At 72.0% G+C, this 25,284-nt stretch carries 26 protein-coding genes; 20 read left to right on the top strand and 6 right to left on the bottom strand.

What is annotated here, in order from left to right; translation table 11 throughout:
* Positions 1–225: 225 nt before the first annotated feature.
* The 8 genes from hemL to ACF07S_RS31055 all read left to right on the top strand — a co-directional run bounded on the left by hemL (position 226) and on the right by ACF07S_RS31055 (position 8,913).
* A complete protein-coding gene (hemL, locus tag ACF07S_RS31090; protein ID WP_391966021.1) occupies positions 226–1,542 on the top strand; it encodes a glutamate-1-semialdehyde 2,1-aminomutase in 1,317 nt (438 codons plus the stop codon).
* 41 nt (positions 1,543–1,583) lie between these two features.
* A complete protein-coding gene (locus ACF07S_RS31085; protein WP_391966145.1) occupies positions 1,584–2,231 on the top strand; it encodes a histidine phosphatase family protein in 648 nt (215 codons plus the stop codon).
* Between the two features lie 132 nt (positions 2,232–2,363).
* The gene (locus tag ACF07S_RS31080; RefSeq protein WP_391966022.1) at positions 2,364–3,659 is read left to right on the top strand and encodes a hypothetical protein; all 1,296 of its coding nucleotides are present in this window, start codon (positions 2,364–2,366) and stop codon (positions 3,657–3,659) included.
* A gap of 66 nt (positions 3,660–3,725) precedes the next feature.
* On the top strand, positions 3,726–4,397 hold the full coding sequence (locus ACF07S_RS31075) for a TlpA family protein disulfide reductase (protein WP_391975699.1): 672 nt from the start codon (positions 3,726–3,728) through the stop codon (positions 4,395–4,397).
* A gap of 1 nt (position 4,398) precedes the next feature.
* Positions 4,399–5,172 carry a cytochrome c biogenesis CcdA family protein gene (locus tag ACF07S_RS31070; protein ID WP_391966024.1) on the top strand — a complete coding sequence of 258 codons (774 nt, stop codon included), beginning with the start codon at positions 4,399–4,401 and terminating at the stop codon, positions 5,170–5,172.
* 3 nt (positions 5,173–5,175) lie between these two features.
* Complete coding sequence (locus tag ACF07S_RS31065) at positions 5,176–6,915, top strand: cytochrome c biogenesis protein ResB (RefSeq protein WP_391975698.1); 1,740 nt, start codon at positions 5,176–5,178, stop codon at positions 6,913–6,915.
* The gene (ccsB, locus tag ACF07S_RS31060) at positions 6,912–8,027 is read left to right on the top strand and encodes a c-type cytochrome biogenesis protein CcsB (protein ID WP_391966026.1); all 1,116 of its coding nucleotides are present in this window, start codon (positions 6,912–6,914) and stop codon (positions 8,025–8,027) included. The genes ACF07S_RS31065 and ccsB overlap by 4 nt, the downstream gene beginning before the upstream one ends.
* 121 nt (positions 8,028–8,148) lie before the next feature.
* Entirely contained in the window at positions 8,149–8,913 is a 765-nt protein-coding gene (locus ACF07S_RS31055) for a CDP-alcohol phosphatidyltransferase family protein (protein WP_391975697.1), read from the top strand.
* 46 nt (positions 8,914–8,959) lie between these two features.
* Here the strand turns inward: ACF07S_RS31055 and ACF07S_RS31050 are convergent, their stop codons facing one another.
* The gene (locus tag ACF07S_RS31050; RefSeq protein ID WP_391975696.1) at positions 8,960–9,145 is read right to left on the bottom strand and encodes a hypothetical protein; all 186 of its coding nucleotides are present in this window, start codon (positions 9,143–9,145) and stop codon (positions 8,960–8,962) included.
* Between the two features lie 201 nt (positions 9,146–9,346).
* Positions 9,347–9,727 (bottom strand): PLD nuclease N-terminal domain-containing protein, encoded by a 381-nt coding sequence (locus tag ACF07S_RS31045; protein WP_391975695.1) that lies wholly within the window; start codon positions 9,725–9,727, stop codon positions 9,347–9,349.
* Between the two features lie 67 nt (positions 9,728–9,794).
* Here ACF07S_RS31045 and ACF07S_RS31040 point away from each other — a divergent pair, with 67 nt between their 5' ends.
* The 10 genes from ACF07S_RS31040 to ACF07S_RS30995 all read left to right on the top strand — a co-directional run bounded on the left by ACF07S_RS31040 (position 9,795) and on the right by ACF07S_RS30995 (position 18,313).
* On the top strand, positions 9,795–11,246 hold the full coding sequence (locus ACF07S_RS31040) for a menaquinone biosynthesis decarboxylase (RefSeq protein ID WP_391966029.1): 1,452 nt from the start codon (positions 9,795–9,797) through the stop codon (positions 11,244–11,246).
* Complete coding sequence (mqnP, locus tag ACF07S_RS31035; RefSeq protein ID WP_391966030.1) at positions 11,243–12,148, top strand: menaquinone biosynthesis prenyltransferase MqnP; 906 nt, start codon at positions 11,243–11,245, stop codon at positions 12,146–12,148. The genes ACF07S_RS31040 and mqnP overlap by 4 nt, the downstream gene beginning before the upstream one ends.
* Before the next feature lie 106 nt (positions 12,149–12,254).
* Complete coding sequence (locus ACF07S_RS31030) at positions 12,255–12,914, top strand: UbiX family flavin prenyltransferase (protein ID WP_391966146.1); 660 nt, start codon at positions 12,255–12,257, stop codon at positions 12,912–12,914.
* Between the two features lie 71 nt (positions 12,915–12,985).
* Positions 12,986–13,444, top strand: a complete 459-nt coding sequence (locus tag ACF07S_RS31025; RefSeq protein ID WP_145867908.1) for an Lrp/AsnC family transcriptional regulator — start codon at positions 12,986–12,988, stop codon at positions 13,442–13,444.
* Between the two features lie 57 nt (positions 13,445–13,501).
* Positions 13,502–14,665, top strand: a complete 1,164-nt coding sequence (gene mqnE, locus ACF07S_RS31020) for an aminofutalosine synthase MqnE (protein ID WP_391966031.1) — start codon at positions 13,502–13,504, stop codon at positions 14,663–14,665.
* 65 nt (positions 14,666–14,730) lie between these two features.
* The gene (locus tag ACF07S_RS31015; protein WP_391966032.1) at positions 14,731–15,255 is read left to right on the top strand and encodes a GNAT family N-acetyltransferase; all 525 of its coding nucleotides are present in this window, start codon (positions 14,731–14,733) and stop codon (positions 15,253–15,255) included.
* A gap of 96 nt (positions 15,256–15,351) precedes the next feature.
* On the top strand, positions 15,352–15,663 hold the full coding sequence (locus tag ACF07S_RS31010) for a DUF4229 domain-containing protein (protein ID WP_391975694.1): 312 nt from the start codon (positions 15,352–15,354) through the stop codon (positions 15,661–15,663).
* A 149-nt stretch (positions 15,664–15,812) separates the two neighbouring features.
* Positions 15,813–15,914, top strand: a complete 102-nt coding sequence (locus tag ACF07S_RS31005) for a putative leader peptide (protein ID WP_341874749.1) — start codon at positions 15,813–15,815, stop codon at positions 15,912–15,914.
* A 99-nt stretch (positions 15,915–16,013) separates the two neighbouring features.
* Positions 16,014–17,363 carry a dicarboxylate/amino acid:cation symporter gene (locus ACF07S_RS31000; RefSeq protein WP_391966033.1) on the top strand — a complete coding sequence of 450 codons (1,350 nt, stop codon included), beginning with the start codon at positions 16,014–16,016 and terminating at the stop codon, positions 17,361–17,363.
* A 128-nt stretch (positions 17,364–17,491) separates the two neighbouring features.
* The gene (locus ACF07S_RS30995; protein WP_391975693.1) at positions 17,492–18,313 is read left to right on the top strand and encodes a TetR/AcrR family transcriptional regulator; all 822 of its coding nucleotides are present in this window, start codon (positions 17,492–17,494) and stop codon (positions 18,311–18,313) included.
* On the opposite strand, the gene ACF07S_RS30990 is transcribed toward ACF07S_RS30995, so the two are convergent.
* Both ACF07S_RS30990 and ACF07S_RS30985 read right to left on the bottom strand, forming a co-directional pair.
* Complete coding sequence (locus ACF07S_RS30990) at positions 18,283–19,143, bottom strand: MaoC family dehydratase (protein WP_391975724.1); 861 nt, start codon at positions 19,141–19,143, stop codon at positions 18,283–18,285. The two genes, ACF07S_RS30995 and ACF07S_RS30990, sit on opposite strands and share 31 nt — an antisense overlap.
* 5 nt (positions 19,144–19,148) lie before the next feature.
* A complete protein-coding gene (locus ACF07S_RS30985) occupies positions 19,149–20,453 on the bottom strand; it encodes a 3-oxoacyl-ACP reductase (protein WP_391975692.1) in 1,305 nt (434 codons plus the stop codon).
* Between the two features lie 123 nt (positions 20,454–20,576).
* Between ACF07S_RS30985 and ACF07S_RS30980 the strand changes: the two genes are divergently transcribed.
* Together ACF07S_RS30980 and ACF07S_RS30975 are read left to right on the top strand one after the other, a co-directional pair.
* Entirely contained in the window at positions 20,577–21,863 is a 1,287-nt protein-coding gene (locus ACF07S_RS30980) for an acetyl-CoA C-acetyltransferase (RefSeq protein ID WP_391975691.1), read from the top strand.
* 205 nt (positions 21,864–22,068) lie between these two features.
* Positions 22,069–23,988: an AMP-dependent synthetase/ligase gene (locus tag ACF07S_RS30975; protein WP_391975690.1), complete on the top strand. Its 1,920-nt coding sequence runs from the start codon at positions 22,069–22,071 to the stop codon at positions 23,986–23,988.
* A gap of 8 nt (positions 23,989–23,996) precedes the next feature.
* Here the strand turns inward: ACF07S_RS30975 and ACF07S_RS30970 are convergent, their stop codons facing one another.
* Positions 23,997–24,740, bottom strand: coding sequence for a class I SAM-dependent methyltransferase (locus ACF07S_RS30970; protein ID WP_391975689.1), 744 nt, complete (start codon positions 24,738–24,740; stop codon positions 23,997–23,999).
* A 321-nt stretch (positions 24,741–25,061) separates the two neighbouring features.
* Positions 25,062–25,265, bottom strand: coding sequence for a cold-shock protein (locus ACF07S_RS30965; protein ID WP_286063946.1), 204 nt, complete (start codon positions 25,263–25,265; stop codon positions 25,062–25,064).
* Positions 25,266–25,284 lie beyond the last annotated feature (19 nt).

Genomic DNA, 25,284 nt, shown 5'->3' with positions numbered 1-25,284 from the left:
GCCGAAACGTACGGCGAAACATCTGCCCGCGGGATCTTCGCAGCCTCCGGCCGTCCCGGCCGTGTGAGCTGTGTGTATCGAGCCCAGTTTCGCAGATGACGGCGGATCGGGGGCCGGATGCCCCAGGTCGCCCCTGGCCTACCCTGAACAAGTCATACGCAGCCGGAGCCCGGGACGACCCGGGACGTCGGAGAAGGTCGGAGAAGGTCGGAGAAGTCGCAGGTCATGAGCGAACTGCCATATTCGTACGAAGCCCAAGCCTCGCAGGCGCTGTTCGATCGTGCCGCGGCCGTCACTCCCGGTGGTGTGAACTCCCCGGTGCGCGCCTTCCGCGCCGTCGGCGGCACGCCCCGGTTCATGGTGTCCGGCAGCGGTCCGTATCTGACCGACGCGGACGGACGGGAGTACGTCGACCTCGTCTGTTCCTGGGGGCCGATGATCCTCGGGCACGCGCACCCCGAGGTGATCGCCGCCGTCCAGGAGGCCGTGGCGCGCGGCACGTCCTTCGGCACGCCCGGTGAGGGCGAGGTGGCGCTGGCCGAGGAGATGGTCGCCCGGATCGAGCCGCTGGAGCAGGTGCGGCTGGTCTCCAGCGGGACCGAGGCCACCATGTCGGCGATCCGCCTCGCCCGCGGGTTCACCCGGCGCACCAAGGTGATCAAGTTCGCCGGGTGCTACCACGGGCACGTCGACTCGCTGCTCGCCGCGGCGGGCTCCGGGGTCGCCACGTTCGCGCTGCCCGACACCCCCGGCGTCACCGGCGCCCAGGCCGGCGACACCATCGTGCTGCCGTACAACGACCTCGACGCCGTGCACGCCGCGTTCGCCGCGCACCCCGGTGAGATCGCCTGCCTGATCACCGAGGCCTCGCCGGGCAACATGGGCGTCGTACCGCCGCTGCCCGGCTTCAACCAGGGACTGAAGGACGCGTGCGCCGCGAACGGCGCGCTGTACATCTCCGACGAGGTCATGACCGGGTTCCGGACCAGCCGCGCCGGGTGGTACGGCGTCGACGGCGTACGGCCCGACCTGATGACCTTCGGCAAGGTGATGGGCGGCGGCTTCCCGGCCGCGGCCTTCGGCGGACGCGCCGACGTCATGGCGCACCTCGCCCCGGCCGGTCCCGTGTACCAGGCCGGCACCCTCTCCGGCAATCCCGTGGCCACCGCCGCCGGGCTCGCCCAGCTGCGGCTGCTCGACGACGCGGCGTACGAGAAGGTCGACGCCGTCTCGGCGCGGATCCAGTCCCTCGTCACCGAGGCGCTGGCCAAGGAGGGCGTCGCGCACACGCTGCAGAACGCCTCCAACATGTTCTCCGTCTTCTTCACCGACCGCGCGGTGCGGAACTACGAGGACGCCAAGGCGCAGGAGTCGTTCCGCTTCACCGCCTTCTTCCACTCCCTCCTCGCGAACGGCGTCTACCTGCCGCCGTCGTCCTTCGAGTCCTGGTTCGTGTCCACCGCGCACGACGAGCGGGCCCTGCAGCGGATCGCCGACGCCCTTCCGGCGGCGGCCCGGGCGGCGGCGGAGGCGAGCGCGTGAGCACCGGGAAGAAGAACGACGACGTCACCGTCGTCCACCTGATGCGGCACGGCGAGGTCGCCAACCCGGACGGGATCCTGTACGGCCGCCTGGCCGGCTACCACCTGTCCGAGCTGGGCCGGCGCATGGCCGACCGGGTGGGGGAGCACCTCGCCACCCGGGACGTCGTCCACGTCGGCGCCTCCCCGCTGGAGCGGGCACAGGAGACGGCCGAGCCGATCGCCGAGGCGCACGGCCTGGACATCGCCACCGACGAGCGGCTGATCGAGGCCGGGAACGTCTTCCAGGGCAAGACCTTCGGCATCGGCGACGGCGCGCTGCGCCACCCGGCCAACTGGAAGCACGTCGTCAACCCGTTCAAGCCGTCCTGGGGCGAGCCGTACGTCGACCAGGTCATCCGCATGATGGGCGCGCTGCACGCGGCCAGGGACGCGGCGCGCGGGCACGAGGCGGTGCTGGTCAGCCACCAGCTGCCGATCTGGATCGTGCGGTCCTACGTGGAGAAGCGGCGCCTGTGGCACGACCCGCGCAAGCGGCAGTGCACGCTCGCCTCGCTGACCACCTTCACCTACCGGGGCGACCGGATCGTCTCCGTCGGCTACAGCGAGCCGGCCCGGGATCTCGTCCCCGCCCATCTGCTCGCCGGCGCCAAGCCGGTGAAGGGGAAGGGCAAGGCCTTCGGGGCGTGACGCGCGGAGGGGCCGGCCGTCGCGGGACGCCGCCGGGCTTCCTCGCGAAACCTCCGCACGTACGGGGAACCCCCGCCTCCGTCACGTCCTCTGAGTGGGTGACCACCGGAGGACGTGACGAACGGGGATGTCATGCGCGCTCTCACCCGCAGGGCGGTGATCGGGCTCGGCGCGGCTGCCGCCGCCGTCCCGCCGGCCGGCTGCGCCGGCCCCGGCCCGCACGGCGCGACCCGTGCCGAAGGCTCCCGCCCGGGGGGCGGGGACCGGTCCGGGGCGCCCGGGCCCGAGCCGTCGAAGCGGGCCCGTCCGATCGGCGACGGCTCCACCTCCTTCACCGGCAGGCAGCCGCACCAGCCCGCCCGGCCGGTGCCGCTGGAGCCGGGCCGGACCCCGCCGCAGTTCGTCGTCTTCTCCTGGGACGGGGCCGGCGAGGTCGGCAACGGGCTCTTCCCGCGCTTCCTGGACCTCGCCAAGGAGCACGGCGCGCACATGACCTTCTTCCTCTCGGGCGTGTATCTGCTCCCCGAGTCGAAGAAGCGGCTCTACGACCCGCCGAACAACCCGCGCGGCGCCTGCGACATCGGCTACCTCACCGACGACCACATCAAGGACACGCTGAGGAACGTCCGCCGCGCCTGGCTCGAGGGCCACGAGATCGGCACCCACTTCAACGGCCACTTCTGCGCCGGCCCCGGCAGCGTCGGCAACTGGACGCCGCGGCAGTGGCGCAGCGAGACGGAGCAGGCCATGTCGTTCGTGAAGGAGTGGCGGACCAACTCCGGCTGGACCGACCTGGAGTCCCTGCCCTTCGACTACGACAGGGAACTCGTCGGCGGCCGTACGCCCTGTCTGCTCGGCCAGGACAACCTGCTGCCCGCCGCCCGCGAGCTCGGCTGGCGCTACGACGCCTCCTCACCGGGCGGGCGGCAGGTCTGGCCGTCGAAGAAGCAGGGCATGTGGGACCTTCCGCTGCAGCAGATACCTTTTCCCGGGCGCTCCTTCGAGGTCCTGTCGATGGACTACAACATGCTCGCCAACCAGTCGCTCAACTCGACCAACGCACCCGCCCACCACCATCCGCGCTGGCGGGAGCAGTCGACCCGGGCGTACATAGCCGGCTTCCGGCGGGCGTACGAGACGAACAGGGCGCCCTTCTTCGTCGGCAACCACTTCGAGCAGTGGAACGGCGGCATCTACATGGACGCCGTGGAGGCGGCGCTCAAGCACATCGCGCGGGAGAAGGAGAAGGGCGGCGACGTGAGGCTCGTCTCCTTCCGGCAGCTCGTCGACTGGCTCGACGCGCAGAAGCCGCAGGTGCTGGACCGGCTGCGCACCCTGGACGTCGGCCAGGAACCGGCAGGTGGCTGGAAGGACTTCCTGAAGGCCACGGGCACCACCACCGCAACGGGCCCGCGGGAACCTGCCTGATATGCGGTTTTCCGCCCGTCAGGGGGGTGCGCAAGATCCCCGGAACGGGCATGCGAAACTTTTCACATGAGTGCCGCCAGCCGCGCCCCCCAGCGCTCGAACCGAGCCTTCCAGTACTCGGCGGGAGCCCCCCAGCGCTCGACCCGCGCCCCCCGCGTCCGCCGTCGCGCCGCCCTGGCCGCCGGTGCCGCCGCGGCCGCGCTGCTCCTCTCCGCGTGCGGCTCCGGCGCGACGTCCGGCGGGGGCGGCGACACCAACTTCGTCACCGGCAGCGACGGCATCTCCACGGTCGCCGAGGGTGAGCGCGACGCCGCCCCCGACCTGTCCGGGAAGACCCTCGAGGGCGAGCGGCTCGACGTCGCCGACTACCGGGGCAAGGTCGTCGTCCTCAACGTCTGGGGCTCCTGGTGCAACCCGTGCCGCGCGGAGGCCAAGTACTTCGCCAAGGTGTCCGAGGAGTACGCCGACCGGGGCGTGCAGTTCGTCGGCATCAACACCCGGGACACCAGCACCGGCGCCGCGCTCGCCTTCGAGAAGGACTTCGGCATCACCTACCCGAGCCTGTACGACCCCACGGGCAAGCTGATGCTCCGCTTCGAGAAGGGCACCCTCAACCCGCAGGCGATCCCCTCCACCCTGATCCTGGACCGGGACGGGAAGATCGCCGCCCGCACGCTGTCCCCGCTCAGCGAGGAACGCCTGCTGAAGATGCTCGAGCCGGTCGTCGCGGAGAAGTGACGTGACGGCCCTGCACACGCTCGCCGCCGCGACCGACCCCAACGCGACGGTGCTCGACGGCGCCCTGCTGGTCGCCCTGCCCATCGCCCTGCTCGGCGGGCTCGTCTCCTTCTTCTCGCCGTGCGTGCTGCCACTGGTCCCCGGCTACCTCTCCTACGTCACCGGCGTCTCCGGCACCGACCTGGCCGAGGCCCGGCGCGGCCGGATGGCCGCCGGCGCCTCGCTGTTCGTGCTCGGCTTCACCGCCGTGTTCGTCTCCGGCGGCGCCTTCTTCGGCTACTTCGGGCAGACCCTGCAGGAGCAGTCGGGCGTGCTGTCCAAGGTGCTCGGCGTCCTCATGATCCTCATGGGCGTCTTCTTCATGGGCCTGATGCCCTGGCTCACCCAGCGCGAGTTCCGCTTCCACCGGCGCCCGGCGACCGGGCTGGTCGGCGCCCCCGTCCTCGGCGCCCTGTTCGGCATCGGCTGGACCCCCTGCATCGGCCCCACCCTCGCCTCCGTACTGACCCTCTCCGCCCAGCAGGAGAGCGCCGGCCGCGGCGCCGTACTGACCGTCGCGTACTGTCTGGGACTGGGCCTGCCCTTCGTGCTCGCCGCCGTGGCCTTCCGCAAGGCGCTCGGTGCCTTCGGCTGGGTCAAGCGGCACTACGTCTGGGTCCTGCGCGCGGGCGGCACGATGATGATCGTGACCGGTGTGCTGCTGCTGACCGGCGCGTGGGACGGCATCGTGGCGCAGATGCAGACCTGGTCCAACGGCTTCACTGTGGGGATCTGACCGATGAGCGACACCACGACGGACACCACCCCGAGGACCGGCGACGACCAGGACCTCGGCGCCGCCGGGGCCCAGCTGTCCACCGCCCCCGGGGAGGAGCCGCCCCACCTGCCCGCCCTGGGCGTCATCGGCTGGGCCCGCTGGTTCTGGCGGCAGCTCACCTCGATGCGGGTCGCGCTGCTGCTGCTCCTGCTGCTCTCGCTGGCCGCGATCCCCGGCTCGCTCATCCCGCAGACCGGGATCGACGAGACCGAGGTGGCCGCCTTCCGCGAGCGGCACGAGACCCTCGCGCCGGTCTACGACACGCTCGGCCTGTTCAACGTCTACAGCTCGGTGTGGTTCTCGGCGATCTACATCCTGCTGTTCGTCTCCCTCATCGGCTGCATCATCCCGAGGACCTGGCAGTTCGTGGGCCAGCTGCGCGGCCGCCCGCCGGGCGCGCCCCGCCGGCTGACCCGGCTGCCCGCCCACACCGCCTGGCGCACCGGCGCGGAGCCCGAGGAGGTCCGCGAGGCCGCTCTCGCCCTGCTGCGGAAGCGCCGCTTCCGCGCCCACCTCGCCGGTGACGCCGTCGCCGCCGAGAAGGGCTATCTGCGCGAGGTCGGCAATCTGCTCTTCCACGTCGCGCTGATCGTGATGCTGATCGCCTTCGGCTGGGGCCAGCTGTTCAAGTCCGAGGGCAACAAGCTGATCGTCGAGGGCAACGGCTTCTCCAACACGCTCACCCAGTACGACGACTTCAAGTCCGGCAACCTCTTCACCAACGACGACCTGGTGCCGTTCAGCTTCGACGTGAAGGAATTCACCGGCACCTACGAGCGCACCGGCCCCAACAAGGGCACCCCGCGCACGTACCAGTCCGAGGTCACCTACACCGAGGGTGCCGGGGGCGCGGAGAAGACGGCCGTCATCAAGGTGAACAAGCCGCTGGAGATCGGCGACGCCAAGGTCTACCTGGTCAGCCACGGCTACGCGCCGGTCGTCACCGTCCGCGACGGCAAGGGGAACATCGTCTTCCAGGACGCCGTGCCGCTGCTGCCGCTGGACGCCAACGTCACCTCCTCCGGCGTGGTCAAGGTCCTCGACGGCTACCGCAACCCCGAGGGCGACAAGGAGCAGCTCGGCTTCAACGCCTTCTTCGTGCCCACCTTCGGCGGCTCGGCCAGCGGCACGATGCTCTCCCAGTTCCCGGCGCCGGACTATCCGGTGCTCGCCCTGTCCGCCTACCACGGCGACCTGAAGGCCGACTCCGGCATTCCGCAGAGCGTGTACCAGATGGACAAGACCAAGATGAAGGAGTTCAAGGACGCCGAGGGCGAGCTGTTCAAGAAGCTGCTCACGCCCGGCGAGACCATGACGCTCCCCGACGGCGCCGGCTCGGTCACCTTCGAGAAGGACATCAAGGAGTGGGCCGGCTTCCAGGTCGTCCAGGAGCCGGGCGGCGGCTGGGCGCTGGGCGGCGCCGTCGCCGCGATCGGCGGTCTCGCGGCCTCCCTGTTCATCCAGCGCCGCCGCGTCTGGGTGCGGGCGGTCCGGGGTGCCGACGGCGTCACGGTCGTCGAGATGGCCGGGCTCGGCCGCAGCGAGTCCGCGAAGGTGCCCGAGGAGCTCGGCGAACTGGCCGGAATCCTGTACGACCGGGCACCGGGCACGCCCGGGCCCGACCACGCCTCCCCGAAGACATCCGAAACCGCCGACACCGATCCTGAAGCCGTGCCTGCCGAAGGGGCTGAGCAGCAGTGACGACTCTCGCCGCCGCGACCAACGAGAACCTCGCGGAGATCAGCAACGTGCTGATCTACTCCGCGATGGCGGTCTACACCCTGGCCTTCTTCGCCTACATCGCGGAGTGGATCCTCGGTAGCCGCAGCAAGGTCGCCCGCACCGCGGCCGCCCTCACCCCGAAGGGTGCGGTGAAGAAGGCGGCACCGCCCGTCACCGTCCACCAGGCCGGCGGCACCGCCGTACTGGAGCGGCCGAAGGTGGTCGTACGGGCCGCGTCCGGATCCCGGGACGTGCCCGACGGTCCCGGTGCGCACGGCGGGGACGAGCAGGGCGACCTCTACGGGCGCATCGCCGTCTCCCTCACCGTGCTCGGGTTCCTGCTCGCGCTCGCCGGGGTGCTCGCCCGCGCGCTGTCCGTGGAGCGGGCGCCGTGGGGCAACATGTACGAGTTCAACATCACCTTCTCCACCACCGCGGTCGGCGTGTACCTCCTGCTGCTGGCGCTGAGGAAGAACGTGCGCTGGCTCGGCCTGTTCCTGACCACCTCGGTCCTCCTCGACCTCGGTCTGGCCGTCACCGTCCTCTACACCGAGAGCGACCAGCTCGTCCCCGCGCTCCACTCGTACTGGCTGTACATCCACGTCTCCACGGCGATCCTGTGCGGCGCGGTGTTCTACGTCGGCGCGGTCGGCGCGATCCTGTACCTGTTCAAGGACTCCTACGAGAACAAGCTCGCGGGCGGCGGCAAGCCCGGCAGCTTCGCCACGTCCGTCCTGGAGCGGCTGCCGGCCTCCGCCTCGCTGGACAAGTTCGCCTACCGCGTCAACGCGGCCGTCTTCCCGCTGTGGACGTTCACGATCATCGCGGGCGCCATCTGGGCCGGCGACGCCTGGGGCCGCTACTGGGGCTGGGACCCCAAGGAGACCTGGTCCTTCATCACCTGGGTCGCCTACGCCGGCTACCTGCACGCCCGCGCCACCGCCGGCTGGAAGGGCCGCAAGGCCGCCTACCTGGCCCTGGTCGCCTTCGGCTGCTGGCTGTTCAACTACTACGGCGTGAACATCTTCGTCTCCGGCAAGCACTCGTACGCGGACGTCGGCCTGGGCGTGCTGCGGTCCGCGGGATTCTGACCCGCCCGCGCGCCCGGTCCCTCCCGCCGGTGGCCCGCGTCGGGCCCGCCCGGCCGGCTCTGTACCCTGGCCCGATCACCGCCGCAGGGGCGGCAGTCGGGCCCGGGTGGGAGGAACGGTCATGGGTGCTCCGGCACTTGAGGAGCTGCGGGAGGTCTGCCAGCCGCAGGCCAAGCTGGCGAGCCGCAACGGCGAGCACTGGGCCGGCCGGCTGTACATGCGCAGGATCTCCCTGCGCGCCACCCGTCACCTGGTGCGCACACCGGTCACCCCGGACCAGCTGACCTGGACCATGGTCGTCTGCGGTGTCGCCGCCGGTGCCGCGCTGATGATCCCGGGCCTGACCGGCGCGGTCCTCGCCGTGATCCTCATGCAGCTGTTCCTGCTCTTCGACTGCGTGGACGGCGAGGTCGCCCGCTGGAAGGGCCAGAACAGCGCGGCCGGCATCTACGTCGACCGGCTCGGCGCGTACCTCGCGGACGCGGCGCTGCTGGCGGGCGCCGGTTACCGCGCCGCCGAGTCGGGCGCCGGCGGCTGGCTGTCGGTCGGCATCGCCGCCGCCCTCGGCGTCGTCCTGCTCAAGGCGTCCACCGACCTGGTGGACGTCGCCCGCGCCCGGCGCGGACTGGCCGTGGCCGACGACGAGTCGACCCGCCCGCGCTCCCAGGGCGTGGCCACCGTGCGCCGCATCGCCGCCGCGTTCAGGATCCACCGGGTGACCAACGGCATCGAGGCCTCCCTCGTCCTCCTCGTCGCGGCGGTCGCCGACGAGGTGACCGGCGGCATCGAACCGACCCGCTGGGCCCTGGGCGCGCTCGCCGTCATCACGTGGGTGATGGTCCCGGCCCACCTGCTGTCGATCCTGTCCTCGTCCCGCCTGCGCTGACGCCCTCGCGGCGCAGCCCCCGCGGGGCGGGACACGGCGGCGCCGCTCACGAGGGCAGCTGCCGGACCGTCACCGCGACCATCAGGTGACCGGGGTCCGGAACGGCGGTCACCTCGAGGACACCGACCCGGCCCGCCTGCGTACCGAAACACACCCCGGTGCCGACCGGCGCCCGGCCCGGCGGGACCGGGTCCAGGAACCACCCCCGTACGCCCGCGCTGCCGTCCAGCACGAGCGGGCCGGCGCTCCCCGACCTGCGGGGCGGACGGAACCGACGTCGGGGCGGGCGTCGGGGTGGCGGGCGACTTCTTCCCCGGCGCCGTCCGCGACGCACGGGCCTTCGACCGGGCCCTCACCGGCGCCCGGGTCAAGCAACTCGGCTGACCCGCCACGGGGTCCCGCCCGCCTTCACACCGGATCCGGTCGGGCAGGTTCACTCGCCCCGGTCGCGCCCGTCCTTGTCCCCGTCCCGGTTCTCGTCCCGGTTCTCGTCCCGGTCCCTGTCCACGTCCTTGCCGCCCCCGGGCCTGTCGTCGCCCAGTGACTTGAGGAAGTCGGGGTTGTCGTCGGGGGCCACCCACTGCCGCCGGCCGCCGCCCCGGCCCCACGTGGTGCCGGCGGAGCCGCCCGCGGGATGCCGCTTCTTCCCGGCGATGAGCCACGAGATCGAACCGACCAGCGGGAACACCAGTACCAGGATCGCCCACAGTGGCTTGGGCATGTGACGGATGTCGTCGTCCTTCGTACTGATGCAGTCGATGAACGCGTACACGCTCAGGGCCAGTGGCACGAGGAACATCAGCACGCGAAGCATGGGTCCTCTCCAGCGAAAGCGGTGGGCGGTACAGGGCCAGGGTAACCGCTCGGGGATACTTGGCCCCATGGCTTACGACGATCTTCGCTCCCTGCTCAGGGCGCTGGAGCGCGAGGGCGACCTCCAGCGCATCAAGGCCGAGGTCGACCCGTACCTCGAGGTCGGTGAGATCGTCGACCGGGTGCAGAAGGCCGGCGGTCCCGCCCTGCTCTTCGAGAACGTACGCGGCTCGCGCATGCCCCTCGCGATGAACGTGTACGGCACCGACCGCCGCCTGCTGAAGGCGCTCGGCCTGAAGTCCTACGCGGAGATCGGCGAGAAGATCGGCGGACTGCTCAAGCCCGAGCTGCCGCAGGGCTTCGTCGGTGTGCGCGAGGCCTTCGGGAAGCTCGGCGCGATGACCCACGTACCGCCGAAGAAGGTCAAGGACGCCCCGGTGCACGACATCGTGCTCACCGGCGACGACGTGGACCTCGAACAGCTCCCCGCCCTGTTCACCTGGCCCAAGGACGGCGGCTCCTTCTTCAACCTGGGCCTGACCCACACCAAGGACCCGGAGACGGGCGTCCGCAACCTGGGCCTGTACCGCCTCCAGCGCCACGACAAGCGCACCATCGGCATGCACTGGCAGATCCACAAGGACAGCCGCAACCACTACCAGGTGGCCGCCCGGCGCGGTGAGCGGCTCCCGGTCGCCATCGCCTTCGGCTGCCCGCCGGCCGTGACCTACGCCTCCACCGCCCCGCTCCCCGGCGACATCGACGAGTACCTGTTCGCCGGGTTCGTGCAGGGCAGGCGGATCGAGATGGTCGACTGCAAGACGGTCCCGCTCCAGGTCCCGGCGCAGGCGGAGGTCGTGCTCGAGGGCTGGCTGGAGCCGGGCGAGACGCTGCCCGAGGGGCCGTTCGGCGACCACACCGGCTTCTACACCCCGCAGGAACCCTTCCCCGCCCTGACGATCGACTGCGTGACGATGCGGAAGCGGCCGCTGCTCCAGTCGATCGTGGTCGGCCGCCCGCCGACGGAGGACGGTCCGCTGGGCCGGGCGACGGAGCGCTTCTTCCTGCCCCTGCTCAAGATCATCGTCCCGGACATCGTGGACTACCACCTCCCCGAGTCCGGCGGCTTCCACAACTGCGCCATCGTCTCGATCGACAAGAAGTACCCCAAGCACGCGCAGAAGGTCATGCACGCCGTCTGGGGCGCCCACATGATGTCGCTGACCAAGCTGATCGTGGTCGTCGACGCCGACTGCGACGTGCACGACCTGCACGAGGTCTCCTGGCGGGCGCTCGGCAACACCGACTACGCCCGTGACCTCACCGTCGTCGAGGGCCCCGTCGACCATCTCGACCACGCCTCCTACCAGCAGTTCTGGGGCGGCAAGGCGGGCATCGACGCGACGCGGAAGTGGCCCGAGGAGGGGTACACGCGCGACGGCGGCTGGCCCGACATGGTCGAGTCCGACCCGGACACGGCCGCGCTGGTCGACCGCCGCTGGAAGGAGTACGGACTGTGACCCCGGCCTCCGCCGCGCTTCCCCGGCAGCCGGGACGCACCAGGGCCTTCCTGCGCCTGGTGATGATCGAGCACTCGGTCTTCGCCCTCCCCTTCGCCTACATCGCCGCGCTGACCGCGATGCACGAGTGGGACGGGAACATCCACTGGGGCCGGCTGCTGCTGGTCACCCTCGCCATGGTCGGCCTGCGCACCTTCGCGATGGCCGCCAACCGGATCATCGACCGCGAGATCGACGCCCGCAACCCGCGCACCGCGCACCGCGAGCTGGTCACCGGCGCGATGTCGGTGAAGCACGCGTGGACCGGCGCGCTCATCGCCCTCGTCGTCTTCCTGGGCGCGGCGGCACTGCTCAACCCGCTCTGCCTCGTCCTCGCGCCGGTCGCCGTGATCCCGATGGTGGTGTATCCGTACGGCAAGCGGTTCACCGACTTCCCGCAGGCCATCCTGGGCCTCGCGCAGGCGATGGGCCCGATCGGCGGCTGGCTCGCCGTCACCGGCTCCTGGTCCTGGGACGCGGTGGTCCTCGGCCTGGCGGTCGGTGTCTGGATCGGCGGCTTCGACCTGATCTACGCCTGCCAGGACGTCGAGGCGGACCGCGAGACCGGCGTGAGGTCGGTCCCGGCCCGCTTCGGCGTCCCCGCCGCGATCCGGGGCGCCCGCGCCTGCCACACCGTCACGACGGCCCTGCTCGTCTGGTACGCCGTCCTCACCGGTGCCGGCGCCTTCTTCTGGCTCGGCCTGCTGATCGTCGCCGGCGCCTTCGTCTACGAGCACACCCTCGTCCGCCCGACCGACCTGTCCCGCCTGAACAGGGCCTTCTTCAGCGTCAACGGCTTCATCGGCATTGCCCTGTTCGGGTGCGCGCTGCTGGATCTGCTGGTTCGCGGTCTGACCGTCTGAGTACGTTGCGGCCCACCGGCGGCCCGTGGACCCACGGGCCCCGACCGGTCCTGAGCACGGTCACCCCCCGCTCCACCGGTAGGCTCGAGATGTGAACGCAGGAGAAATGCGGCGCAAGCCTTGGATCGTGGGGGTGTCGGGGGCATCCGGGACGCCCTACGCAGCCGCTGTGCTGCGCGGGCTGCTCGCCGCCGGCGAGAACGTCGACCTGGTCGTCAGCCGGGCCTCGCGGCTCACCCTGCTGGACGAGACCGGCATCTCCTTCCGTGACGCCCACTGGCGTGACGACCTGCGGCAGTGGCTCTCCCGGGGCGCGGACGGCAAGCCGGACACCTTCTCGGCCGACCTCGACGGGGTACGGCACTGGGCCGCCGGTGACCTGGCGGCCGGGCCGTCCTCGGGGTCGTACCCGAGCAAGGGCATGCTGATCGTGCCCGCCTCCACGGCCTGCGTGGCCGGGGTGGCGATCGGGCTGTCCAAGGACCTGTTGCAGCGGGCGGCGAGCGTGACCCTCAAGGAGGGGCGCACGCTGGTGGTGGCCGTGCGGGAGACCCCGTTGAACGGCCAGACCCTGCGGCACCTGGTCGCCCTCGACGACGCGGGCGCGACCGTGGTGCCCGCCTCACCGGCCTTCTACGCGGGCGCGACGCACATCCAGGACCTGGTCGACTTCGTCGCCGGGCGCGTACTCGACGCGGCGGGCGTCGAGCACCGCCTCTACCGCCGCTGGGAGGGCGGACTCGGCGGCGGGTCCCGCACCGGGTGAGCCCTCCGGCGGCCGCACAGCACCACCTCTTCAGGAACGTTCGTACCTCTTCAGCGGAAGGCTCCGATTCGATGGACGCGGTGGACAGGCAGCTCATCCAGGCCCTGAGAGAGAACGGCCGGGCCTCCTACGCGGAGCTGGGACGCCTCGTCGGCCTGTCGGGACCCAGCGTCACCGACCGCATCAACCGGCTGGAGGCGGCCGGTGTCATCACCGGTTACCGCGCCACCGTGGACGCCGCCTCGCTCGGCCTCGGCGTCATCGCCCTGATCGGCATCTCGCTCTCCGACGCCGCCGACCACGAGGACGTGGCGCAGCGGCTGCGGGACCTGAAGGAGATCGAGGACTGCTGGTTCATCGCCGGCGACGACTCCTTCATGCTCAAGGTGCGGGCGACCGACGTGGACGGGCTGGAGAAGATCATCCGCCGGCTGTCCGGGACCAAGGGGGTCTCCCGGACCCGTACGACGATCGTGCTCTCCACGAAGTGGGAGAACCGGGTCGGTGAGCTGCCCGAAGAGGTGCAGTGACCGGGGCGTACGGTTGACGGGGTCTGCCTGAAGCGGTCGAGGAAAAGAGGGATCGGCATGGACGTCGGGCTCAAGCGCGAGCTGGAGGAGAAGGTCGGGGCGGGTGTCCGCCTGACCCGTGAGGACGGCATCGCGCTGTACGAGTCGGACGACCTGGCCTGGCTCGGCGGGCTGGCCCACGAGGTGCGGACGCGGCTGAACGGCGACGTCGTGCACTTCAACGTCAACCGCCACCTCAACATGACGAACGTGTGCACCGCCTCCTGCGCCTACTGCTCCTTCCAGCGCAAGCCGGGGGAGAAGGACGCGTACACCATGCGCATCGAGGAGGCGGTGAAGCTCGCCAGGGCGATGGAGCCGGAGAACCTGACCGAACTGCACATCGTCAACGGGCTGCACCCCAACCTGCCCTGGCGGTACTACCCGCGCTCGCTCAGGGAACTGAAGGCCGCGCTGCCGGGCGTCTCCCTGAAGGCGTTCACCGCCACCGAGATCCACCACTTCGAGACCATCTCCGGGCTGTCCGCCTCCGAGATCCTCGACGAGCTGATCGACGCCGGCCTGGAGTCCCTCACCGGCGGCGGCGCGGAGATCTTCGACTGGGAGGTGCGGCAGCACATCGTCGACCACCGCACCCACTGGGAGGACTGGTCGCGCATCCACCGCCTGGCGCACGAGAAGGGACTGAAGACCCCGTGCACCATGCTCTACGGCCACATCGAGGAGCCCCGCCACCGCGTGGACCACGTGCTGCGGCTGCGTGAACTGCAGGACGAGACCGGCGGCTTCCAGGTCTTCATCCCGCTGCGCTACCAGCACGACTTCGTCGACATGAAGGACGGCAAGGTACGCAACCGGCTCCAGGCCCGCACCCAGATGGCGACCGGCGCGGAGGCGCTGAAGACCTTCGCCGTGTCACGGCTGCTCTTCGACAACGTGCCCCACGTCAAGGTGTTCTGGGTGATGCACGGCGTGGGGACCGCACAGCTCGCGCTCCAGCACGGCGCCGACGACATGGACGGCTCGGTCGTCGAGTACAAGATCACGCACGACGCGGACAACTACGGCACGCCGAACAAGCTGACCCGTGAGGACCTGCTCGACCTCATCAGGGACGCCGGGTTCCGGCCGGTGGAGCGGAACACGCGGTACGAGATCATCCGGGAGTACGACGGCCCCGACCCGGCGCGCCGCGAATCGCCGCAGCCGATGCGGATGTGAAGTGGCGCTCCGCCCCCGGGGAAAATGCGCGGCACGAGCGCTTGAGTAACAGGTAACGTGCTCACATGCCCCTTACCTTTGCACTCGATCCCGATGTCACCCCGGAACTCCGGGACGGCATCCTGGACCTGTGGGCCGATGTCAGCAACGCGGGCGGAGCGGTCGGTTTCGTGCCGCCCGTGACGCGTGAGGACATCCGCCCCGAGCTGGTGCGGCAGTTCGTGGCGATGGAGGAGAAGCGCTCCCGCCTGCTCGTCGGGCGCGACGAGGACGGGCGGGTGGCCGCGACGGCGTTCCTCACCTTCAACGGCCACCGGCTCATGACCCACTGGATCTGGCTCTACACGGTCATGGTCCACCCCCGGCACCAGGGCAAGGGCTACGGCCGCGACCTGCTGGCCGCCGCCGAGGACGCCGCCCGCGGCCTCGACGGCATCGAGGCGATACGCCTCAACTGCCGCGGCGGTCTCGGGCTCGAGCGCTTCTACGCCTCCTGCGGCTACAAGGAGGTCGGCCGCGTCCCCGGGGCGATCCGGGTGGCGCCGGGCGACGAGCGGGACGACGTCATCCTGCTGCTGCCGCTGACCTGAGCCCCGCACCCCCCTGCCGGGACGGCGCTCCGGCCGTGCTTCACTGGAAGCCGTCCCTTTGGGATATTCTGGCCGTACGTAGGAAGAGTGGATGAGATGCTCCGCTACACGCTGATGCGCCTCGGGATCTTCGTGGGCTGCCTCGTGGTCGTCTGGGGCCTCGTCCACTCCGGCCTCGCCCCGCGCGGCCTCGGCGACTCCAACGGTCTGTGGATCGTGCTGCTCGCGCTGCTGGTCTCCGCCCCGATCAGCCTCGTGGCGCTGCGCGAGGAGCGGGACCGGGCCTCCGAGCGCATCGTCCGGCGGGTGGACCGGGCGAAGGCCAACCTGGAGGCCAACCGCAACCAGGAGGACGCGGCCGACGACACCGCCCGCGCGCAGGGGCGGACCCAGGGCCAGGCCTCGTAACCTCCGTCACACCCGCACACCGCGCGTCGGCGCCCCGGTTCCCAACCGCCTTGGAACCGGGGCGCTTTGCGTGATGCGGACGCCTTCGGCCCCCCATCCCCCAAAGCAAGCCTTTGAGGATCCCAAAGCTTCGGTGTTACGGTCTCCGGGTGAAGTCAGCAGCCGTGTTCCCCACGCCCCGGAGTGTTCCGCTCGTGGCGCGCCTGCACGTGGACCTCTGCCGGGTCACTTCCGCGAACTGTCGTCCCTGACGTCCCGAACGCCGTACCGACGTCACGCCCTGCCGACGTCACGACGTTCCGCCACCCGGGTCCCACGTCACATCCCTCACGCGTCCCCCTCACCGGAGCATGTCCGTGTCCACGAACACGCAGTCCTTCAAGCTGCCCGTACGCGCGCCCTTCTGGGCCCAGATACTCGCCGGCCTCGTCCTGGGCGTCCTGCTCGGCTGGCTCGCCCGCAGCCAGGACCTCTCCTGGCTCGTCACCACCCTGGAGAAGGTCGGCGGCACCTTCATCGGCCTGCTGAAGCTCGCCGTCGCCCCGCTGGTCTTCTTCGCGATCCTGGTGTCCGTCACCAACCTGCGGAAGGTCGACAACGCGGCCCGGCTGGCCTCGCGCACCCTCCTCTGGTTCATGATCACCTCGCTGATCGCGGTGGCGATCGGCCTGGTCATCGGCCTGGTCACCAACCCGGGCGCGGGCACCGGCCTCACGCCCGCCGACGGCTCCCTGCCCGAGCGGACCGGGTCCTGGATCGACTTCCTGACCGGCATCGTGCCGACCGACGTGATCACGCCGTTCACCGAGCTGAACGTGCTCCAGATCGTCTTCATGGCCGTCGTCGCCGGTGTCGCCGCCCTCCGGCTCGGCGAGAAGGCCCAGCCGGTCCTCGCCCTGAGCGAGTCCGTCCTCGCGCTCCTGCAGAGGGCCCTGTGGTGGGTCATCCGCCTGGCCCCGCTCGGCACGGCCGGCCTCATCGGCAACGCGATCGCCACCTACGGCTGGGACCTGATCGGCCAGTACGCCACCTTCACCGCCGACGTCTACATCGGCTGCGCGATCGTCCTCTTCGGCGTCTACCCGGCGCTGCTCGCGACCGTCGCCAAGGTCAACCCCGTGCAGTTCTTCAAGGGCGCCTGGCCCGCGATCCAGCTCGCCTTCGTCTCCCGCTCCTCGGTCGGCACCATGCCGCTGACCCAGAAGGTGACCGAACGCCTGGGCGTGCCCAAGGAGTACGCGTCCTTCGCCGTCCCGTTCGGGGCGACCACGAAGATGGACGGCTGCGCCGCGATCTACCCCGCCATCGCCGCGATCTTCGTCGCCCAGATCTTCGACGTCCGGCTCGGCGTCGGCGACTACCTGCTGATCGCGTTCGTCTCGGTGGTGGGCTCCGCCGCCACGGCCGGCCTCACCGGCGCGACGGTCATGCTCACCCTGACCCTCTCCACGCTCGGCCTGCCCATGGAGGGCGTCGGCCTGCTGCTGGCGATCGACCCCGTCCTGGACATGATCCGCACGGCGGTGAACGTCGCCGGACAGGCCCTGGTCCCGGTGATCGTCTCCGCCCGCGAGGGCCTGCTCGACCGTGCCGCCTACGACTCGGTCCACGCCTCGCCGGTCGACGAGGGCCCGGCCGAGGAGTCCCCGGCCGACGAGGCCGCGGACGACGGGCCCCGGCGGGTCCCCGCAGCGGTCTGACGTCCCGGGTCCCCGGCACGAGGGGCGCGTCACGGCCGGCACCGGGAGGTGACCGTGCCGGGGCGCGCCCCTCGCGCGGACGACGACGGCCACGGCCCGCGGGGGAGGCGGACCGTACGCTGTGTTCCATGGGTGCCGTGAAGACCAAGCGGATGCCGCGTGCGGTCCGTGAGCAGCAGATGCTGGACGCCGCAGTGCGGACCTTCGGCCAACGGGGGTACAGGGCCGCGTCGATGGACGAGATCGCCGAACTGGCGGGCGTGTCCAAGCCGTTGGTGTACCTGTACCTGAACTCCAAGGAGGACCTGTTCACCGCGTGCATCCGGCGTGAGGCGAAGGCCCTCACCGAGGCGGTGCGCGCGGGCGCCCGCCCGGGGCTGCCCGCCGACCGGCAGCTCTGGGCGGGGCTCACGGCGTTCTTCACGCACACCGCGCGCCACCCCGACGGCTGGGCCGTGCTGCACCTGCAGGCCCGTACGCACGGGGAGGTGTTCGCCGCCGAGGTCGCCGAGGCGCGCGCCGGGATCGTGGCGTTCGTGACCCAGCTCATCCTCGCCGCGGCCCGCGAGGCCCTCCCCCCGGCTCCCGGCCGCGCTCGGGCAGGGGACGCCCCCGCCGACCGCGACTTCCCCGAACGCGAGGTCTCCGGGCTCGCGGAGGCGCTGGTCGGGGCCGCCGAGTCGCTCGCCGACTGGGCCAACGCCACCCCCGGCGTCACGGCCCGGCAGTCGGCGGCCACGCTGATGAACTTCGCCTGGGCGGGACTGGGCAACCTGATGGCCGGCCGTCACTGGACGCCGCCCGGGAACGACACCGACGGTTCCGGCGACATGGCGGGCCCCGACGGCACCGCGAGCCCTGACGGCCCTGACGGCCCTGACGGCCCCGACGGGGCCCGCCGTGGCGGCCCGGTGGCGGCTCAGGCCGGGCGGATCTCCCCGGTCAGGTGAACCCGGTCGCCGGCGCCGCGCAGCTCGAAGCGTCCGTCCTTCGCCGCGTACGTCACCGTGCCCGGCAGCGGCACCGGCGCCCTGAAGCCGGCCCGCACCCGCGTCGCGTCCGGGGTGCCGTGCGCGGCGAGGCAGCGGGCCACGGTCCACATGCCGTGCGCGACGGCGCGGGGGAAGCCGAAGGGCCGCGCGGTGAGGGGGTGCAGATGGATCGGGTTGCGGTCGCCGGAGGCGGCACCGTAGCGCCGTCCGACGTCCCCGGCCAGCCGCCACTCCTCGACGGCGGGCAGGGGACCGGGCTCCGGCGCCTCCTGCCGCGCGGGCGGTCCGGCGGTCCGGTGCCGGGCCAGGTACGTACTGCGTGACTCCCACACCACGTCCCCGGCCTCCCGCAGTTCGGTGACCACGGCGGCCTCCGTGCCGCGCCGGTGCGGGGCCAGGGCGTCGACGTACACAGTCAGCTCGTACGCGCCGGTGGTCGCCAGCGCCCGGTGCCTGGTGATCCGCAGCGACGTGTGCACCAGCCCCAGCAGCGGCAGCGGGAAGTCCCACGCGCTCATCAGCCGCATCGCCGCCGGAAAGCCCAGCACGTGCGGGTACGTCACCGGCAGCGTCTCCTCCCCGGCCGGGAAGCCGCACACCCGCTCGTAGCGCGCGAGCCGGGCGGGGTCGATCCGCAGGCCGGGCAGCACCAGCCGGGTGCGGGGGAAAGCGGCGTCGGGACGGGGCCGCTTGAACGGCGACAGCACGGCGCCGCGCGCGAGGAGCGGGGCGAGGGCGGGCATCCCGGTGAGCCGGACCCCGGCCGGGGGCGTCGGCACGGACGTCATGGCGCTCACGCCCCCAGCAGGCTCTGGCCGCAGACCCGTACGACCTGCCCGTTCACCGCGCCCGAGGCCGGGTGGGCGAGCCAGGCGGTGGTCTCGGCGACATCGTCCGGCAGCCCGCCCTGCGCCAGGGAGTTCATACGGCGTCCCGCCTCGCGGATGAACAGGGGAACGGCGGCCGTCATCCTGGTCTCGATGAACCCGGGTGCCACGGCGTTCACCGTCACCCCGTGCTCGGCGAGCGCGCGCGGCGCCAGGGAGCGGACCAGGCCGGTCACACCGGCCTTGCTCGCCCCGTAGTTGGTCTGCCCGGCGTTCCCGGCGATGCCCGCGATGGAGGCCGTCGCCACGATCCGCCCGCCCCGCTTCAGAGCCCGGGCACCGAGCAGCGCGTCGGTCGTGCGCACCACGCTCGCCAGGTTCACCTCCAGCACCTGGATCCAGCGCTCGGCGGACATGTTGACCAGGCGCCGGTCACGGGTGATGCCCGCGTTGTGGACGAGTATGTCGAGGCCGTCGGGGAGGGCGTCGGCGATCCGGGCGCCCGCGTCGGGGGCGGTGATGTCGAGGGGGAGCGCCACGCCGCCGAGCCGTTCGGCGACCCGCCGCGCGTCCTGCTCCGCCTGCGGCACGTCGAGGACGACCACCTTCGCGCCGTCCCGGGCCAGCGTCCCGGCGACCGCCTCGCCGATGCCGCGCGCGGCGCCGGTCACCAGGGCGGTGCGGCCGGCCAGGGGGCGCTCGACGTCGTGCGGGGCGACGGACTCGTGCTCCCCCACCTCGATCACCTGGCCGCTGACGTAGGCCGACCTGGGGGAGAGCAGGAAGCTCAGGGTGGACCCGGCGGCGGCCGCGTCGGTGAGGCGGACCAGGTTCACGGTCCTGCCCCCGCCGATCTCCTTGCCGAGGGAGCGGGTGAAGCCCTCCAGCGCCTGCTGGGCCGCGGCCTGATGGTGGTCGGCGGGGTCGAGCGGGGCGCCGAGCACCACGATCCGGCCGCTCTCGGCGACCGACCGGACGACCGGGTGCAGGGCCGCGTGCACCTCGGCGAGCCCCTCGACGTCCCGGATCCCGCTCGCGTCCAGGACGACGGCGGCGGGCCGGCCCGTGACGTCCTCGCCCAGTCCCGCGCGGGCCAGGACGGGCGGCAGGTCGAGATCGGACTTCCCCGCGGTGAGCTGCAGCAGGCCGCCGTCCAGACCGGGCCGGCCGGGCGACCAGCGTCGCAGCGCCGCGGGCTGGGGGAGGCCCGTCCGGCGCGTCAGGAAGCGGCCGGGGGCGGTGCCGGTGAAGCTGAGATAGCGGTCGGCCATGGGGGACTCCCAGCGGGGGTGCGAAGGGCTCACGGGGTACGCGCACGGCACACCCACCCCAGTGCTGACTCTGGAGTAAGGTAACCGCGGGTAAGACTATGTCACGGTGAGGAGCAGGTCGAGATGAGCACTCCGAAGCCGGCAGCCGTCCGGCGCGTCGCGGTCATCGGCGGCAGCCGCCTCCCCTTCGCCCGCTCCGACGGCCCCTACGCCACCGCCTCCAACCAGGAGATGCTCACCGCCGCCCTGGACGGCCTCGTCGAGCGGTACGGCCTGCGGGAGCCGGGCGCGGTGGGCGAGTTCGTCGCCGGGGCGGTGCTCAAGCACAGCCGGGACTTCAACCTCGCCCGCGAGACGGTCCTCGGCTCGCACCTGGACGCCCGCACCCCCGCGTACGACATCCAGCAGGCCTGTGGCACCGGTCTCCAGGCCGTCGTCGCCGCCGCCAACAAGATCGCCCTCGGCCAGACGGAGGCCGCGGTCGCGGGCGGCGCCGACACCGCGAGCGACGCACCCCTCGGCGTCAACGACGACCTGCGCAAGGTGCTGCTGGAGGCGCGGCGCGCCACGTCGCCCGGCGCCCGCCTCAAGGCCCTGGCGAAGGTGCGCCCGGGCCATCTCGTCCCCGACATCCCGCGCAACGCCGAACCGCGCACCCGCCTCTCCATGGGCGAGCACGCCGCGGTCACCGCCCGCGCCTGGGGCATCACCCGCGAGGCGCAGGACGAACTGGCCGCCGCCAGCCACCAGCGGCTGGCGGCGGCGTACGAACGCGGCCTGTTCCAGGACCTGGTGGTGCCCTTCCGGGGCCTGGCCCGCGACCAGAACCTGCGCCCGGGCTCGACGGTGGGCAAACTCGCCTCGCTCAAGCCGGTGTTCGGCCTCGACGGCCCCGAACCCACCATGACGGCGGGCAACTCGACCCCGCTCACGGACGGCGCGGCGGTGGTGCTGCTGGCGAGCGAGGAGTGGGCGGCGCGGCGGGGACTGGAGCCGCTCGCCCACCTGACGGCGTACGAGACGGCCGCCGTGGACTTCGTCGGCGGGGACGTCGCCGGCGGCGAGGACGGCCTGCTGATGGCACCGGCGTACGCCGTGCCGCGCATGCTGGAGCGGGCCGGGCTGGGCATCGAGGACTTCGACCTGATCGAGATCCACGAGGCGTTCGCCTCCCAGGTGCTGGCCACGCTGGCCGCCTGGGAGAAGCGGGGACTGGCACCGGTGGACCGCGCCCGGCTCAACGTGGCGGGCTCGTCCCTCGCCACCGGCCACCCCTTCGCCGCCACCGGCGCCCGCATCGTGGCGACCCTGGCGAAGCTGCTGGCCGAACGGGACGCCCCCGCACGGGGGTTGATCTCCATCTGCGCGGCGGGCGGACAGGGCGTGACGGCGATCCTGGAACGTACCTGAGTGACCCTCAGGTAACCTCCGGCACTGCACACACCCGGCTCCGGACCATCCCCATACCCGCACGGACCCCCCACGCGGGGGCCGTACGATCCCGGCACCGACCGGTGGCGATCTCCTTTCCCGGAGCCGCCGGTGAGCGCCTCGGCGTGCGAGGCACGTACGTCGTGGCACCAAGCAGTCGCACTGCCCGCCTCAGGAGCCGCCCGTGTCCACCGCGTATTCCTCCGCTCCCGACGACGACGTCCACGGAGCACCCGTCCCGGTCGAGCCCGAGACCAGACGGCTGGACGGAGTCGTCAGGGAAGCGTCCGTACCGCCGCTGGCGAAGCCGGTGCGGCACGGGTCGCTCGCCGACCTGCCGTTCGAGAACGCGAGCACGGCGCCGGACGCGGTGGTGCTCAGCCGGAAGACGGCGGACGGCAGGTGGCGCGACGTCACGGCGGGGCGGTTCGCCGCCGAGGTGAGGGCCGTGGCGAAGGGGCTGATCGCCGAGGGGCTGACGCCGGGCGACCGGGTGGCCGTCATGGCCCGCACCATCTACGAGTGGACGCTCCTCGACTTCGCCGCCTGGGCGGCCGGACTGGTCACGGTCCCCATCTACCCCACCTCCTCCGTCTTCCAGGCCCGCTGGATCCTGCACGACTCGGGCGCGGTCGCCCTGGTCACGGAGACCGCCGCGCAGGCCGCCTCCCTCGGCCCCGAACGGCCCCACCTGCCCGACCTGCGGCACGTGTGGACCGTGGAGAAGGGCCACGTCGAGGCACTCGCGCAGGCCGGCACCCACCTCCCGGACCAGGAGGTGGAGATCCGCCGGGGCATGGCGGCCCCCGACACCCTCGCCACGCTCGTCTACACCTCGGGCACGACGGGCCGGCCCAAGGGCTGCGCCCTCACCCACGGCAACTTCTTCGCCGAGGTCGACAACGCGATCGAGCTGCTCTACCCGGTCTTCAAGGCACGGACCAGCGAAGAGGCCTCCGTCCTGCTCTTCCTGCCCATGTCCCACGTCTTCGGCTGCATGGTCGCCGTCGCCTGCGTACGCGCCCGGGTACGCCTCGGTCACGCGCCCAGCCTGCAGTCCGAGGAGTTGCTGCCGGACCTGGCGAGCTTCCGGCCCACCTGCCTGCTGGCCATCCCGTACATGCTGGAAAAGGTCTTCAACACCGCCCGTGCCAGGGCGGAGGCGGGCGGACGGCTGACGGCCTTCGACCGCGCGGTGTCGGTGGCACGCCGCTTCGGCGAGGCCGTCGAGGCCCGGCAGACCGGCACGGGCCCCGGCCCGTCCCGCGCCCTGCGGACCGCCCGCGCCTTCTACGACCCGCTGGTCTACCGCCGGATCCGCAACGCCATGGGCGGCAGGGTCCGTTACGCCATCTGCGGCGGTTCCCCGCTCGGCCGCCGCCTCGCCTCGTTCTACGCCGGTGCCGGCATCGAGATCTTCGAGGGCTACGGCCTGACCGAGACCACCGGCGCCTCGACGGTGACGCCGCCGCTGAAACCCCGTCTGGGCACGGTGGGCTGGCCGCTGCCCGGCACCCGGATCCGCATCGCGGCGGACGGCGAGGTCCTGGTCGCCGGCGAGCACGTGCTGCGCGGCTACTGGGACACCCGGGCGGGCGGGATCGTCCCCGCCGCCGCGGACGGCTGGCTGCCCACGGGCGACCTCGGCGAACTGGACGACGAGGGCTACCTGACCATCACGGGCCGCAAGAAGGAGCTGATCATCACCGCGGGCGGCAAGAGCGTCGCCCCCGCCCCGCTGGAGAACTGGCTCCGCGCCCACCCGCTGATCTCCCAGGTCATGGTGGTCGGTGACAACCGCCCCTACGTCTCCGCCCTGATCACCCTCGACCCCGCCGGCATCACCCACTGGCGCCGGATGAACGGCAGGCACCCGGCGCCCCCGGAACTCGTCGCCGACGACGAGGAACTGCGCGCCGTCCTCCAGCGCGCGGTCGACGAGGCCAACCGGATGCTCTCCCGCCCGGAGTCGATCCGCCGCTTCACCGTCCTGCCCACGGACTTCACCGAGGAGGCGGGCCACGTGACCCCCTCGATGAAGCTGCGGCGCGAGCGGATCCTGCGGGACTTCGCCGAGGAGGTCGAGGGGCTGTACGGGGGATAGCGGGCCGGTCAGGGGGTGGTCGGCGGGGTGCGGGCGATGAGGAACGCCTGCGGCGTCGACTCGTTCCACTTCGTCTCCGCCGCGCGCACCGTGCGCAGGACGAGGGCGAAGCCGGCCGCCTCCAGGAGTCCGGCGATCCGTTCCGGCCGGCGGCGCTGGAAGTCGAGGGTGACCGGGTGGCCGAAGGGCTCCTCGAGACGGCGGGGTTCGTCCCCGGCCTGGAACGCCAGCAGCAGATGGCCGCCGGGCGCCAGCACCCGGCGGAACTCGGCGAAGAGCGCGGGCAGTTCGTCCAGCGGGGTGTGGATCGACGAGTACCAGGAGACGACTCCGGCGAGTGCGCCGTCGGGGACGTCCAGGCTCAGCATCGAGCCCTGCTCGAAGCGCAGACCTGGGTTCTCCCGGCGGGCGATCCCGAGCATCGACGCGGACAGATCGAGGCCGAAGACGGAGAGACCGAGGGAGGCCAGGTGCGCGGTCACCCGGCCGGGGCCGCAGCCCAGGTCGGCCACCTCGCCCCCCTCCCCGACCAGTTCGGCGAAACCGGCCATCAGCGTCCGGTCCAGCGGCGAGGTGACGAGGACGTCGCGGAACAGGGTGGCGTAGTCCTCGGCGATGGCGTCGTAGAAGGTGCGGGTGGCGACGATGTGATCGTCGTGCTCGGTGTGCTCGGTGTGCTCGGTGTCCGTGCCGGGAGCGTGTCCGGTGTCCGCGTCGGGGCCGCTGGTGCGGGCGGTGTCGGCGGCGGTCATGGCGGGCACGCTACCGGCACCCGCTGACACTCCGGGGCCCGTTCGACCCCGGCCGCCCGCAGCACCGCCGCCGTCCCCGCCGTCCCGAGGACCACACGGCGGACGGCGCCCGCCACCACGCCGGCACCCCCTCCGTACGACGCAGGGGAGGCCGGCACGGGATTCGTGCCGATCATGCAGCACGTATGAGGGGAATTCGCCGGAAATCCAAACAGGCCCGGCGCGCGCCCGGTGGGGCCGGTCGCCGAAAGGCAGGAGCCCCGTCGCCTGACGGCGCGGGGCTCCTTGGGTACTGCTAGTCGTTCCCGGATCGGAGAGGGATCAGACCGGGGTGACGTTCTCCGCCTGCGGGCCCTTCGGACCCTGCGTGACGTCGAAAGACACCTGCTGGTTCTCCTCAAGAGAGCGGAAACCGCTCGAGTTGATCGCGGAGTAGTGGACGAAGACGTCGGGGCCGCCGCCTTCCTGGGCGATGAAACCAAAGCCCTTTTCGGCGTTGAACCACTTCACGGTTCCGGTAGCCATAAGCCCTCCTTGGGCCCAA

This window comes from Streptomyces sp. NPDC016640 (genome assembly GCF_043076215.1).
Lineage (GTDB): Bacteria > Actinomycetota > Actinomycetes > Streptomycetales > Streptomycetaceae > Streptomyces.
The sequence above is the reverse complement of the archived record's forward strand: the minus strand, read 5'-3'. Positions and strand labels throughout refer to the sequence as shown.

Bases quoted from the DNA above. Each gene is read 5' to 3' on its own strand.
- ACF07S_RS30965 (WP_286063946.1), bottom strand. From the start codon at position 25,265: ATGGCTACCGGAACCGTGAAGTGGTTCAACGCCGAAAAGGGCTTTGGT.
- ACF07S_RS31075 (WP_391975699.1), top strand. From the start codon at position 3,726: ATGAGTGCCGCCAGCCGCGCCCCCCAGCGCTCGAACCGAGCCTTCCAG.
- ACF07S_RS31055 (WP_391975697.1), top strand. From the start codon at position 8,149: ATGGGTGCTCCGGCACTTGAGGAGCTGCGGGAGGTCTGCCAGCCGCAG.
- ACF07S_RS31085 (WP_391966145.1), top strand. From the start codon at position 1,584: ATGCGGCACGGCGAGGTCGCCAACCCGGACGGGATCCTGTACGGCCGC.
- ACF07S_RS30990 (WP_391975724.1), bottom strand. From the start codon at position 19,143: ATGACGTCCGTGCCGACGCCCCCGGCCGGGGTCCGGCTCACCGGGATG.
- ACF07S_RS31015 (WP_391966032.1), top strand. From the start codon at position 14,731: ATGCCCCTTACCTTTGCACTCGATCCCGATGTCACCCCGGAACTCCGG.
- ACF07S_RS30980 (WP_391975691.1), top strand. From the start codon at position 20,577: ATGAGCACTCCGAAGCCGGCAGCCGTCCGGCGCGTCGCGGTCATCGGC.
- ACF07S_RS30985 (WP_391975692.1), bottom strand. From the start codon at position 20,453: ATGGCCGACCGCTATCTCAGCTTCACCGGCACCGCCCCCGGCCGCTTC.
- hemL (WP_391966021.1), top strand. From the start codon at position 226: ATGAGCGAACTGCCATATTCGTACGAAGCCCAAGCCTCGCAGGCGCTG.
- ACF07S_RS31025 (WP_145867908.1), top strand. From the start codon at position 12,986: ATGGACGCGGTGGACAGGCAGCTCATCCAGGCCCTGAGAGAGAACGGC.
- ACF07S_RS31010 (WP_391975694.1), top strand. From the start codon at position 15,352: ATGCTCCGCTACACGCTGATGCGCCTCGGGATCTTCGTGGGCTGCCTC.
- ACF07S_RS30970 (WP_391975689.1), bottom strand. From the start codon at position 24,740: ATGACCGCCGCCGACACCGCCCGCACCAGCGGCCCCGACGCGGACACC.
- ACF07S_RS31000 (WP_391966033.1), top strand. From the start codon at position 16,014: ATGTCCGTGTCCACGAACACGCAGTCCTTCAAGCTGCCCGTACGCGCG.
- ACF07S_RS31040 (WP_391966029.1), top strand. From the start codon at position 9,795: ATGGCTTACGACGATCTTCGCTCCCTGCTCAGGGCGCTGGAGCGCGAG.
- ACF07S_RS30995 (WP_391975693.1), top strand. From the start codon at position 17,492: ATGGGTGCCGTGAAGACCAAGCGGATGCCGCGTGCGGTCCGTGAGCAG.
- ACF07S_RS31030 (WP_391966146.1), top strand. From the start codon at position 12,255: ATGCGGCGCAAGCCTTGGATCGTGGGGGTGTCGGGGGCATCCGGGACG.
- ACF07S_RS31080 (WP_391966022.1), top strand. From the start codon at position 2,364: ATGCGCGCTCTCACCCGCAGGGCGGTGATCGGGCTCGGCGCGGCTGCC.
- ACF07S_RS31065 (WP_391975698.1), top strand. From the start codon at position 5,176: ATGAGCGACACCACGACGGACACCACCCCGAGGACCGGCGACGACCAG.
- ACF07S_RS31045 (WP_391975695.1), bottom strand. From the start codon at position 9,727: ATGCTTCGCGTGCTGATGTTCCTCGTGCCACTGGCCCTGAGCGTGTAC.
- mqnE (WP_391966031.1), top strand. From the start codon at position 13,502: ATGGACGTCGGGCTCAAGCGCGAGCTGGAGGAGAAGGTCGGGGCGGGT.